General features: G+C 63.8%; 11 protein-coding genes. 10 read left to right on the top strand and 1 reads right to left on the bottom strand.

Translation table 11 applies throughout. The features are described from left to right. Positions 1-421 precede the first annotated feature (421 nt). Entirely contained in the window at positions 422-2,437 is a 2,016-nt protein-coding gene (locus KGA65_RS10555) for a relaxase/mobilization nuclease and DUF3363 domain-containing protein (protein ID WP_225863094.1), read from the top strand. 53 nt (positions 2,438-2,490) lie between these two features. On the opposite strand, the gene KGA65_RS10550 is transcribed toward KGA65_RS10555, so the two are convergent. Continuing rightward, the gene (locus KGA65_RS10550; protein WP_225863093.1) at positions 2,491-3,270 is read right to left on the bottom strand and encodes a GntR family transcriptional regulator; all 780 of its coding nucleotides are present in this window, start codon (positions 3,268-3,270) and stop codon (positions 2,491-2,493) included. A gap of 474 nt (positions 3,271-3,744) precedes the next feature. Between KGA65_RS10550 and todJ the strand changes: the two genes are divergently transcribed. The 9 genes from todJ to bphC all read left to right on the top strand — a co-directional run bounded on the left by todJ (position 3,745) and on the right by bphC (position 11,134). Next, on the top strand, positions 3,745-4,551 hold the full coding sequence (gene todJ, locus KGA65_RS10545; protein WP_225863092.1) for a toluene degradation hydratase TodJ: 807 nt from the start codon (positions 3,745-3,747) through the stop codon (positions 4,549-4,551). Between the two features lie 2 nt (positions 4,552-4,553). Continuing rightward, complete coding sequence (locus tag KGA65_RS10540; protein ID WP_225863091.1) at positions 4,554-5,489, top strand: acetaldehyde dehydrogenase (acetylating); 936 nt, start codon at positions 4,554-4,556, stop codon at positions 5,487-5,489. Between the two features lie 11 nt (positions 5,490-5,500). After that, on the top strand, positions 5,501-6,562 hold the full coding sequence (dmpG, locus tag KGA65_RS10535; protein ID WP_225863090.1) for a 4-hydroxy-2-oxovalerate aldolase: 1,062 nt from the start codon (positions 5,501-5,503) through the stop codon (positions 6,560-6,562). Positions 6,563-6,580: 18 nt separating this feature from the next. Next, complete coding sequence (locus KGA65_RS10530) at positions 6,581-6,991, top strand: BphX family protein (RefSeq protein WP_225863089.1); 411 nt, start codon at positions 6,581-6,583, stop codon at positions 6,989-6,991. 62 nt (positions 6,992-7,053) lie between these two features. Further along, positions 7,054-8,430 (top strand): aromatic ring-hydroxylating dioxygenase subunit alpha, encoded by a 1,377-nt coding sequence (locus KGA65_RS10525; RefSeq protein ID WP_225863088.1) that lies wholly within the window; start codon positions 7,054-7,056, stop codon positions 8,428-8,430. 31 nt (positions 8,431-8,461) lie between these two features. Continuing rightward, a complete protein-coding gene (locus tag KGA65_RS10520; protein WP_310740956.1) occupies positions 8,462-9,043 on the top strand; it encodes an aromatic-ring-hydroxylating dioxygenase subunit beta in 582 nt (193 codons plus the stop codon). A 17-nt stretch (positions 9,044-9,060) separates the two neighbouring features. Continuing rightward, positions 9,061-9,390 (top strand): non-heme iron oxygenase ferredoxin subunit, encoded by a 330-nt coding sequence (locus KGA65_RS10515; RefSeq protein WP_225863087.1) that lies wholly within the window; start codon positions 9,061-9,063, stop codon positions 9,388-9,390. Positions 9,391-9,408: 18 nt separating this feature from the next. After that, the gene (bphB, locus tag KGA65_RS10510) at positions 9,409-10,239 is read left to right on the top strand and encodes a cis-2,3-dihydrobiphenyl-2,3-diol dehydrogenase (RefSeq protein ID WP_225863086.1); all 831 of its coding nucleotides are present in this window, start codon (positions 9,409-9,411) and stop codon (positions 10,237-10,239) included. A 13-nt stretch (positions 10,240-10,252) separates the two neighbouring features. Further along, a complete protein-coding gene (gene bphC, locus KGA65_RS10505; RefSeq protein WP_225863085.1) occupies positions 10,253-11,134 on the top strand; it encodes a biphenyl-2,3-diol 1,2-dioxygenase in 882 nt (293 codons plus the stop codon). Positions 11,135-11,145 lie beyond the last annotated feature (11 nt).

Here is an 11,145-nt window from a genome sequence, read left to right as displayed (position 1 = left end):
TGCGCATCATCGTGCTATCAGGCGTGTCGATCCGGTGGCGTTCCGCGTGTCGTCGCGCGTGCAGTGCGAGCGCATCCGCGCCGCACTTCGCGCTGCCTTCGGCGCAGCCATCCAACGTGCAGGCGTCTTGCCTCGAACGCGCCCGGCCTATGGCCGTCGCTGCGTTCGCCGGCGTGCTGGCTGCTCGCGCAGCAGCGCCGCCGGGCCGCCGCTGCCCGGAGCGCCAGCGAGGGGCAAAGGCGGAAGGCAAGACAAAAGGACGCAGCACCGGGCCGCGTCGAAAGCCAGTCTGCACGTGGGGTTGGCGCGGCACGCAGCGGCTTCGCCGCCGTGCCGCGTATGGGGCGAGGCCCGCGCCGATACGAGCATGTCCGCGTGCTTCGCACGACAGGACACGCCAGAGCTTGCAGGGAGAACTACCATGACTGACCGCCGCGACGACGATTTCCGCGTGCGCCCGAATCCTCCAAAGGCCCCGACGAACCGAAGCAAGGGCCAGGGGCAGAGCTTCGTTTCCAAGGTACTCAAGCAGGCGGGCAAGGCCAGCAGCGGCAAGTCCACGGTGCGCCGTCCTGGCTCGGCGGGAGGCACCGGCCAACGGCCCGGCTCGCGCCTCGGGCGCGGCCATACGGCGGCGCGCTTTGCGGGCGCGAAGCTGACGCCCATGTCCCGGCGCGTGACCATCAAGACGCTGCTGGTGAATCACCAGCGGGCCAGCCCGCAGTCGCTCGCCAAGCACCTGCGCTACATCGAGCGCGACGGTGTGGGACGCGACGGCGAGCCGGGTCAAGCCTACGGAGCGCAGACAGACGTGGTCGACCTCGACGCCTTCAAGGAACGCTGCGCCGACGACCGGCACCATTTCCGCTTTATCCTCTCGCCCGAGGATGGCGCGGAGCTGGAAGACCTGCGCACCTACACGCGGCATCTCATGGGCCGCATGGAGGCCGACCTGGGCACGGGCCTCGATTGGGTGGCCGTGAGCCACTGGAACACCGACAACCCGCACACGCACATCGTCGTGCGCGGGCGCGACGACACCGGCAAAGACCTCATCATCGCGGGCGACTACATCGCCGATGGCTTCCGCCACCGGGCCGCCGAGCTGGCGACCGAATGGCTGGGGCCACGCACCGAGCTGGAGATCCAGCAGACCTTGCAGCGCGAGGTGGAGCAAGAGCGGTGGACGAGCCTGGATCGCACTCTCAAGCGCGAAATGGGCGAGGCCGGCGGCGATGGCCTGTTGCATGTCGAACGGCTCAACGAACCCCGGTTGCAGCGCCAACGCCTGCTGCTGATCGGCCGCCTGCAACGCTTGCAGCGCCTGGGCCTGGCCGACGAGACGCAGCCCGGCACCTGGGCCGTCCATGTCGATGCGGAAAAGACCCTGCGCGCCCTGGGCGAGCGCGTCGACATCATCCGCACCATGCAGCGGGCCATGCGCGGCGAGCCGCGCGAGCTGGCGGTGTTCGAGCCGGGCCAAGATGCCGATGGAGGTGGCCGAACCATCCTCGGGCGCGTGGCCGCGAAGGGGCTGGCCGACGAACTGCGCGACCGGAGCTATCTGGTCATCGACGGCGTGGACGGCAAGGCGCACTACGTCGTGCTCAACGCCCGCGACGAGCTGGCGAACTATCCGACTGGGGCCGTGGTGGAGGTGAAGGTGTCGACCGACGTGCGCGCGGCCGACAGGATCATCGCCGCGCTGGCGAGCGATGGCCTGTACCGCACCGACCATCACCTGGCGGTGGCACAGGGCCAAGCCGTTCCCGGACGCGACCCGCAAGAGGTTGTGGCGGCCCACGTGCGCAGGCTGGAAGCCCTGCGCCGGGCGGGCATCGTGGAGCGTGTGGCCGATGGACTATGGAAGGTGCCGGGCGACCTGCCAGAGCAGGGCCGGCGCTACGACGCGCAGCGCCTGGGCGACGTGGCGGTTGAGCTGAAATCGAACCTGCCCATAGAGCGACAGGCCCGCGTGATCGGTGCTACTTGGCTCGACCAGCAGTTGATCGGCGGTGGCTCGGGGCTGGGTGACCTGGGCTTTGGCGCAGAGGCCAAGCAGGCGATGCAGCAGCGCGCCGACTTCCTGGCCGAACAGGGGCTGGCCGAGCGACACGGGCAGCGCGTGATCCTTGCGCGCAATCTGCTGGGTACGCTGCGCAACCGGGAACTGACCCAAGCCGCGATGGACATTGCAGCTGACACTGGCCTGGAACATCACCCGGTGGCTAACGGGCAGCGTGTGATCGGCATCTATCGGCGCTCCATCATGCTCACCAGCGGGCGCTTCGCCATGCTGGACGACGGCTTAGGTTTCACGCTCGTTCCTTGGAAACCCGTCATCGAACAGTGGCTGGGGCAGCAACTCGCGGCCACTGTGCACGGTGGCGGGGTGTCTTGGGAGATTGGGCGTACACGCGGACCAGCAATCAGTTGAGGCGGTGAAGTCGAAGCCCATTAGGTTCCAGTCCTTGGGGAAACGGGTCGAGGTCAGGCCTCTCTCAGCAACCCATTGGCTCGAATCACATTGGCGGAGCGCCGAATGTGCTGCGAAAGTACCAAAACCGCCTGATTTGCATCGCGGGCTATCGCCGCCTCGAAGATTGTCTTGTGCTCCTCGTGCACCTCAACGGGAATTGGGCCTTGCGTGCCGGACAACCTGCGGTAGCGCTCGGAGTTGTGAAACAGGATTTCTCTGAAGTTCGCGAGCCATTTGGACGGAGAGGCGGCCATGAGTGCGTTGTGGAATTCCTGATTCCTCGCTTCCCATGCATCGAAGGCCTCTCCAGGATTGGCTTCAACTCGCTCCTGCGCTCTCGCCAGTCGACGGAAGCTGATGACGAGTTGGTCTTCCCAGTCGCCCCCACCGAGGTTGATGCTCTCGACGATGGCGGTGGTTTCCAAGGTGATGCGCGCGCTCGTCAGATCATCGAGATCGCAAAGCGACATCGGGGCCACCTTGAACCCTTTCTGCCCTTCGGCGACGACCAGACGGTCTCCAATCAGGCGCGTCAATGCTTCCCGCAGAGTGCTGCCGCTGACACCCAGTGATGACTTGAGTGTTTCGAGGTGGAGCCTTGAGCCTTGGGGGTGGCTTCCCCTCAAGATGCGGTCACGGAGCGTTGCGTAAGTGGACTCGATGGCAGTTGCGGTCTTCTTCTCTTTCGGCCCGACATCGGGTTCTGCCAGTGGCCCTTCGGCCAACCTTGCTGACGCAACCAATCGCGTCAGAAATGCTTGATCTTGCTGTGTCATTGTCTTCGGATTCATTGTTTGGTTGTTGCCGCCATTGTGCAATCAAGCACTGACGCGGCAAGCCCGGTCTGCGTGACGCCGCAGACCGCAGGCCCGCTCCACGTGCACCCACCATAGGCCAGTCCGAGATGATCGACCACCACGACAACGGGCGCATTGCGCCGCCTTAGACGCAAAGGCGGCGTGAAGTGCTGCAGCCCCTACTGCAGGGCCAACGCAGGCTCAGCGTCTGGTCCCGATCAGTGCGCGGCGCGGAGTGAAAGGCTATAGCAAGGGAAAACTCTAATGCTTGAAAGTGCGGCACGTTTGTAGAATCCACCTTAGAAAAAATATCGTTTTTTTTCACAAAAGACGATATTATATAAAAAAGTTTTTGGGCGGGGCAATTTTGCACCTTAGGTGCTCATTCATGCAGCCACATGACAGTGATCTGCGACGGGGCAGCACGCACGGAAGCCGCAGAAATCATGAATCCAGGAGAAATGTCGAATGAGAAAACCAGATCCGGTGTCGGCCAGCGCAGCAAGTGAAGCCGCCGACCTTTTGTACGAGGCCGCCCGGACCGGGGTGGCCGTGGCGCCGGTACGCAACCTGATCGGAGAAAAGGATCTCGAGGTGGCCTACGCGGTGCAGGAGATCAATACCCAACGGGCGCTGGCAGCGGGGCGACGCCTGTTGGGGCGCAAGATCGGACTGACCTCCGTAGCCGTCCAGAAGCAGCTCGGGGTTGGACAACCGGACTACGGCATGCTGTTCGCCGACATGGCACGTACCGAGGGTGAGGAGATCTCCCTCAAGGACGTGCTTCAGCCCAAGGTCGAGGCCGAGATCGCCTTTGTATTCGGCCGTGACCTTGAAGGCGATCAACTGACGGTGGCAGATCTCTTTCGCGCCATCGAGTTCGCGGTTCCGGCGATCGAGATCGTGGGTTCGCGGATAGCCAGCTGGGACATCCGCATCACCGACACCATTGCCGATAACGCCTCGTCGGGCCTGTACGTACTGGGTTCCACGCCAAAGCGGCTGTGCGATTTCGATGCGCGTCAGGCAGGCATGGTGATGGAGCGGCAAGGCGTGCCGGTGTCTTCCGGCGTGGGTTCGGCCTGCCTGGGTTCGCCGCTCAACGCGACGCTCTGGCTGGCCAAGGTCATGGCTCGGGCCGGTCGTCCGCTGCGTGCTGGTGACACCGTGCTTTCTGGTGCGCTGGGGCCGATGGTGCCCGTGGCGGGAGGCGACGTATTCGATGTGCGCATCGCCGGACTGGGTTCGGTAACAGCTGTCTTCGCGAAGGAATGACCATGGCCCGCAAACTCAAGGCTGCCATCCTCGGCAGCGGCAACATCGGCACCGACCTGATGATCAAGATCCTCAGGCACGGCCAGCATGTCGAAATGGGCGCGATGGTCGGCATCGACGCCGCCTCGGACGGCCTGGCCCGTGCCGCCCGCATGGGCGTGGCCACGACGCACGAGGGCGTGGAGGGCCTGACCCGCCTGCCGGTGTTCGCTGACATCGACTTCGTGTTCGATGCCACCTCGGCCGGCGCCCACATCAAGAACGATGCCTTCCTGCGCAGCCTCAAGCCCGGCATCCGCGTGATCGACCTGACGCCCGCGGCGATTGGCCCGTACTGCATCCCTGTGGTCAACGGCGAAGCGCACCTGGACGCACTCAACGTCAACATGGTCACCTGCGGCGGCCAGGCCACCATCCCGATGGTGGCAGCGGTCAACCGCGTGGCCAAGGTGCACTACGGCGAGATCATCGCCAGCATCTCCAGCAAGAGCGCCGGCCCCGGCACCCGCGCCAACATCGACGAGTTCACCGAGACCACGTCCAAGGCCATCGAGGTGGTGGGCGGCGCGAGCAAGGGCAAGGCCATCATCGTGCTCAACCCCGCCGAGCCGCCGCTGATCATGCGCGACACGGTCTACACCCTGAGCGACTTGGCTTCGGAGGATGCAATCGCCGAGTCGGTCGCCCACATGGCCGAGGCCGTGCACAGCTACGTGCCGGGCTACCGCCTCAAGCAGCAGGTGCAGTTCGACCGCATCGACACGCCGATCAACATCCCCGGCGTGGGCCAGGCCATGACGGGCCTGAAGACCTCGATCTTCCTGGAAGTCGAAGGCGCGGCCCACTACCTGCCGGCCTATGCGGGCAACCTGGACATCATGACCAGTGCCGGTCTGCGCACCGCCGAGCACATGGCCCTGCGCATGCTGGCCGCTTAAGGAGAGACCCCATGGCAATCACCAAGAAACTCTACATCTCCGACGTGACCCTGCGCGATGGCAGCCACGCTATCCGCCACCAGTACAGTGTCGCGCAGGCCAAGCAGATCGCCCAGGCGCTGGACGAGGCCAAGGTGGACTCGATCGAGGTCGCGCACGGCGACGGCCTGCAAGGCTCGAGCTTCAACTACGGCTTTGGCGCCCACTCCGACCTGGAGTGGATCGAGGCGGTGGCCAGCGTGGTCAAGCACGCCAAGATCGCCACCTTGCTGCTGCCGGGCATCGGGACCGTACACGACCTCAAGGCGGCCTATGACGCCGGCGCCCGCATCGTGCGCGTGGCCACCCATTGCACCGAAGCGGACGTCTCACGTCAGCACATCGAGTACGCCCGCCACCTGGGCATGGAAGCCGTGGGCTTTTTGATGATGGGGCACATGCAGACGCCACAGGGCCTGGCCGATCAGGCCAAGCTGATGGAAAGCTATGGCGCCACCTGCTGCTACGTGGTGGACTCGGGCGGTGCCATGAACATGAACGATGTGCGCGACCGCTTCAAGGCCTTCAAGGACACGCTCAAGCCCGAAACGCAGACCGGCATCCACGCGCACCACAACCTGAGCCTGGGCGTAGCCAACAGCATCGTCGCCGTCGAAGAAGGCTGCGACCGCATCGACGCCAGCCTCTCGGGCATGGGCGCCGGCGCCGGCAACGCGCCGCTGGAGGTCTTCATCGCCGCGGCTGCGCGCCTGGGCTGGCACCATGGTACCGACCTGTACAAGCTTATGGATGCGGCCGACGACATCGTACGCCCGTTGCAGGATCGACCCGTGCGCGTGGACCGCGAGACGCTGGCGCTGGGCTACGCCGGCGTGTACAGCAGCTTCCTGCGCCATTCGGAGGCTGCGGCACAAAAGTACGGCCTGAAGACCGTGGACATCTTGGTCGAACTGGGGAGACGCCGCATGGTCGGCGGCCAGGAAGACATGATCGTCGATGTCGCTCTGGACCTGCTCAAGCCGCTGGAACATGCGCGCATCCATGCCCAGCCGGTTTCCAGCGAAGCGGGATGACCTCCTCAAGGAGCACGCGTGAAACAAGGACGCATTTTTCTGTGGGCGCTGGGCCTTTTTTATCTGGCCAACCTGCTGGGCACGCTGCAGTTCGCCTCGGCCTCACTGTTCGCCCAGATGTACCCGGGCGTTGCGCCCGACGCAGCCACGCCAGCGTTCCGGCTGCTCAGTGACGCCTGGGCCGTCGTGGGCCTGCAGCTCGGCGCGATCGGCATCGTGGCCTTGTGGGGGGCGCGCGACCCGCAGCGCTACCTGGCCGTGTTCGACATCGTCATCGCCACCGAGGTGGTCGATGGCTTGTGGGATTTTTACAGCATCACCTGGAGCCACCTGGCGACGGCATTCGGGTTGACGACTCTGGTGATCCATCCCGCGTGGATCATTTGGGCCCTGTGCGCCAAACGTGCAGTGTTGAAGGCGGCCCGGTGATGGCACGCGCATACCGGACCTTTTTAATGTGGGCAGATTGGATACTGTAGGAGACATGCATCATGGGAATACATTCGGAACGCGAAGTGCAAGCCGTGCCGCTGACGTTCAAGCGTCGCTGGACGGACGAAGCCATCCGCGCACTGGTCGATCAAGACAAGGGCTTGCTCGACCCGCGCATCTACGCAGACCAAGATCTCTACGAGATTGAGCTCGAGCGCGTCTTTGCGCGCTCTTGGCTGCTGCTCGGGCATGAAGCCCACATCCCCAAGACCGGGGACTACCTGACCACCTACATGGGCGAAGACCCTGTGATCATGGTGCGGCAAAAGGACGGAAGCATCAAAGTCTTCCTGAACCAGTGCCGCCACCGTGGCATGCGCATTTGCCGCTCCGACGCGGGCAATGCCAAGGCCTTCACCTGCACCTACCACGGCTGGGCGTATGACATCGCCGGCAACCTGGTCAACGTGCCCTACGAAAAAGAGGCTTTCTGCGATCAAAAAGAAGGCGACTGCGGCTTCGACAAAGCCGACTGGGGCCCGCTGCAAGCGCGCGTGGAAACCTACAAGGGCCTGATCTTCGCGAACTGGGACGCCGAGGCCCCTGACCTCAAGACCTACCTGAGCGACGCCATGCCCTACATGGACGTGATGCTCGACCGCACCGAAGCCGGCACCACCGTCGTCGGCGGCATGCAAAAGTGGGTCATCCCCTGCAACTGGAAGTTTGCCGCCGAGCAATTCTGCAGCGACATGTACCACGCCGGCACGATGTCGCACGTGTCGGGAGTCTTGGCCAGCCTGCCGCCCAATATGGAATTGACGGATGTTCAAATGCCGAAGAACGGGGCGCAATTCCGCGCGGCTTGGGGTGGGCATGGCACCGGCTGGTACATCAACGATCCCGGCATTCTGATGGCCATCATGGGCCCCAAGATCACCCAATTTTGGACCGAAGGTCCGGCTGCAGAAAAAGCCGCCAAGCGCCTGAACCAGATGCCGACGCAAACCATGTTCGGCCAGCACATGACAGTGTTCCCGACCTGTTCATTCCTGCCAGGCATCAACACCATCCGCACGTGGCACCCGCGTGGCCCCAATGAAGTGGAAGTGTGGGCCTTCGTGGTCGTCGATGCAGACGCGCCCGAGGACATCAAGGAAGAGTTTCGCCGCCAGAACATCCGCACTTTCAGTGCTGGCGGTACCTTTGAGCAGGACGATGGTGAGAACTGGGTCGAAATCCAGCGTGGGCTCCGTGGCCACAAGGCCAAGAGCGCTCCCCTTTGTGCGCATATGGGCATCAACGTGCCCAACAAGAGCAACCCGGATTTCCCAGGCAAGACAGCTTACGTCTACGCCGAAGAAGCAGCTCGAGGCATGTACCACCACTGGGCGCGCATGATGTCCGAGCCAAGCTGGGACACGCTCAAGCCCTGAGTCCACGAAAAATCCTTCAAGGAGATACCACATGACAGCTGTCGCCATGGCCCAGAGTACGGCCGAACTGATCAAGGAATTTGCGTGGCCCGCCCAGCCCGTAAGTCCACAACTGCAACATGAGGTTGAACAGTTTTATTACCGCGAAGCCCAGTTGCTGGACCACCACAACTTCGCAGCCTGGTTCGAGTTGCTCGAACAGGACATTCATTACTGGATGCCCATCCGCACCACGCTTCATAAGCGCGACAGCCACAAGGAATACGTTCCTGCCGGCTCACATGCACACTTCGACGAAGACTACGACATGATGCGCGGTCGCATTCGCCAGCGCACCTCCGACCTGAACTGGGCCGAAGAGCCGCTGTCGCGTACCCGGCATATCGTCTCGAACGTGATCGTGCGCGAAACCGACACGCCCGGCACGCTCGAAGTGGCCTCCGCCTTTTTGCTCTACCGCAACCGCAATGAGCGGCAAATGGACATTTTTGCGGGCGAACGCCGCGACGTGCTGCGCCGCGCCAACAACGGCCTGGGCTTCAAGATTGCGCGCCGCACCATCCTGATCGACCAGAGCACGATTCTGGCGAACAACCTCAGCGTGTTTTTCTGAGCGGAGGAACCAGCACGATGGCGTTTACCAAAGCCTGCAGCGTGGACGATGTTCCGCCCGGAGAAGCCTTGCAAGTCAGTCATGACGCGCAAAAGGTGGCGATTTTCAATGTCGAGGGTGAGTTTTTTGCCACGCAGGATCAGTGCACCCACGGAGAGTGGTCGCTGGCCGAAGGTGGTTACCTCGACGGCGATGTCGTGGAGTGCTCCCTGCACATGGGAAAGTTTTGTGTGCGTACAGGCAAGGTCAAATCGCCCCCGCCCTGCGAGCCTTTGAAGGTCTATCCGATCCGCATCGAAGGGCAGGACGTGCTGGTCGATTTTTCCGCAGCCGCGCTGCATACCTGAACCAAAAGCGAGAACAACATGCAACTCACCAATGAAGTAGCCCTGGTCACCGGCGGCGGCTCGGGCCTGGGCCGCGCCATCGTGGACCGCTTCGTCGCCGAAGGCGCGCGCGTGGCCGTGCTCGACAAGTCGGCCGCCAGGCTCCAGGAGTTGAAGGCCGCGCACGGCGCCAAGGTGCTTGGCATCGAAGGCGATGTGCGCGTGCTGGCCGACCACCAGAAGGCCGCGCGCGAATGCGTTGCTGCCTTCGGCAAGATCGACTGCCTGATCCCCAACGCGGGCATCTGGGACTATTCGATGCCACTGGTCGACATCCCCGACGACAAGATCGATGCCGCCTTCGACGAGGTGTTCCACATCAACGTCAAAGGCTATCTGCTGGCCGTCAAGGCCTGCCTGCCCGCGCTGGTGCAAAGCCGCGGCAGCGTGGTCTTCACGATCTCGAACGCCGGCTTCTACCCCAATGGCGGCGGCCCGCTCTACACCGCCACCAAACATGCCGTCGTGGGCATGGTGCGCGAACTCGCTTTCGAACTGGCCCCGCACGTGCGCGTCAACGGTGTGGCGCCCGGCGGCATGAGCACCGACCTGCGTGGCCCGGCCTCGCTGGGCATGGCCAACCAGGCCATCTCCAGCGTGCCGCTGGGCGACATGCTGGCCTCGGTGCTGCCGGTGGGCCGCATGCCCGTGGCCGCGGAATACACCGGGGCCTATGTGTTCTTTGCCACGCGCGGCGACACCTTCCCCACCACGGGCGCTCTGCTGAACCATGACGGTGGCATGGGCGTGCGCGGCTTTTTCGATGCTGCTGGCGGCAAAGCCCTGCCGCAGAAACTGCAGCTTTCATAACCAAGGAGAAGACATGGGCATCGAACGTTTGGGCTACCTCGGCTTCGCCGTCCAGGATGTACCCGCCTGGGACCAATTTCTGACCAAGAGCGTGGGTTTGATGGCTTCGGGTTCGGCTGGCGACGCTTCGCTGTACCGGGCCGATCAGCGTGCTTGGCGCATCGCCGTGCAGCCGGGCGAACTCGACGACCTGGCCTACGCAGGCTTGGAAGTGGATGGCGCCGCCGCGCTCGAGCGCATGGCCGACAAGCTGCGCCAGGCAGGGGTGGCCTTCACCCGCGGTGACGAAGCGCTCATGCAGCATCGCAAAGTCATGGGCCTGTTGTGCCTGCAAGACCCGTACGGTCTGTCGCTTGAGATTTACTACGGCCCGGCAGAAACCTTCGACCAGCCCTTCCTGCCCAGCGCTCCCGTGTCGGGCTTCGTCACGGGCGACCAGGGCATCGGGCATTTCGTGCGCTGCGTCCCCGACACCGCCAAGGCGATGGCGTTCTACACCGAAGTGCTGGGCTTTGTGCTGTCCGACATCATCGACATCCAGATGGGGCCGGAAATGAGCGTGCCCGCGCACTTCCTGCACTGCAATGGGCGCCACCACACGATCGCCCTGGCTGCCTTCCCAATCCCCAAGCGCATCCACCATTTCATGCTGCAAGCCAACACCATCGATGACGTGGGCTATGCCTTCGATCGGCTGGACGCGGCCGGGCGCATCACTTCCCTGCTCGGGCGTCACACCAACGACCATACGATCTCCTTCTATGCCGACACGCCGTCGCCCATGATCGAAGTCGAGTTCGGCTGGGGACCGCGCACGGTGGATTCCTCCTGGACGGTGGTGCGCCACAACCGCACCGCCATGTGGGGTCACAAGTCGGTACGCGGCCAGCGCTGAGCCGCGTCATT

The organism is Ideonella benzenivorans (assembly GCF_020387415.1).
GTDB classification, from domain to species: Bacteria; Pseudomonadota; Gammaproteobacteria; order Burkholderiales; family Burkholderiaceae_C; genus Ideonella; species Ideonella benzenivorans.
The sequence above is the reverse complement of the archived record's forward strand: the minus strand, read 5'-3'. Positions and strand labels throughout refer to the sequence as shown.

Bases quoted from the DNA above. Each gene is read 5' to 3' on its own strand.
- KGA65_RS10555 (WP_225863094.1), top strand. From the start codon at position 422: ATGACTGACCGCCGCGACGACGATTTCCGCGTGCGCCCGAATCCTCCA.
- KGA65_RS10550 (WP_225863093.1), bottom strand. From the start codon at position 3,270: ATGAATCCGAAGACAATGACACAGCAAGATCAAGCATTTCTGACGCGA.
- todJ (WP_225863092.1), top strand. From the start codon at position 3,745: ATGAGAAAACCAGATCCGGTGTCGGCCAGCGCAGCAAGTGAAGCCGCC.
- KGA65_RS10540 (WP_225863091.1), top strand. From the start codon at position 4,554: ATGGCCCGCAAACTCAAGGCTGCCATCCTCGGCAGCGGCAACATCGGC.
- dmpG (WP_225863090.1), top strand. From the start codon at position 5,501: ATGGCAATCACCAAGAAACTCTACATCTCCGACGTGACCCTGCGCGAT.
- KGA65_RS10525 (WP_225863088.1), top strand. From the start codon at position 7,054: ATGGGAATACATTCGGAACGCGAAGTGCAAGCCGTGCCGCTGACGTTC.
- KGA65_RS10520 (WP_310740956.1), top strand. From the start codon at position 8,462: ATGACAGCTGTCGCCATGGCCCAGAGTACGGCCGAACTGATCAAGGAA.
- KGA65_RS10515 (WP_225863087.1), top strand. From the start codon at position 9,061: ATGGCGTTTACCAAAGCCTGCAGCGTGGACGATGTTCCGCCCGGAGAA.
- bphB (WP_225863086.1), top strand. From the start codon at position 9,409: ATGCAACTCACCAATGAAGTAGCCCTGGTCACCGGCGGCGGCTCGGGC.
- bphC (WP_225863085.1), top strand. From the start codon at position 10,253: ATGGGCATCGAACGTTTGGGCTACCTCGGCTTCGCCGTCCAGGATGTA.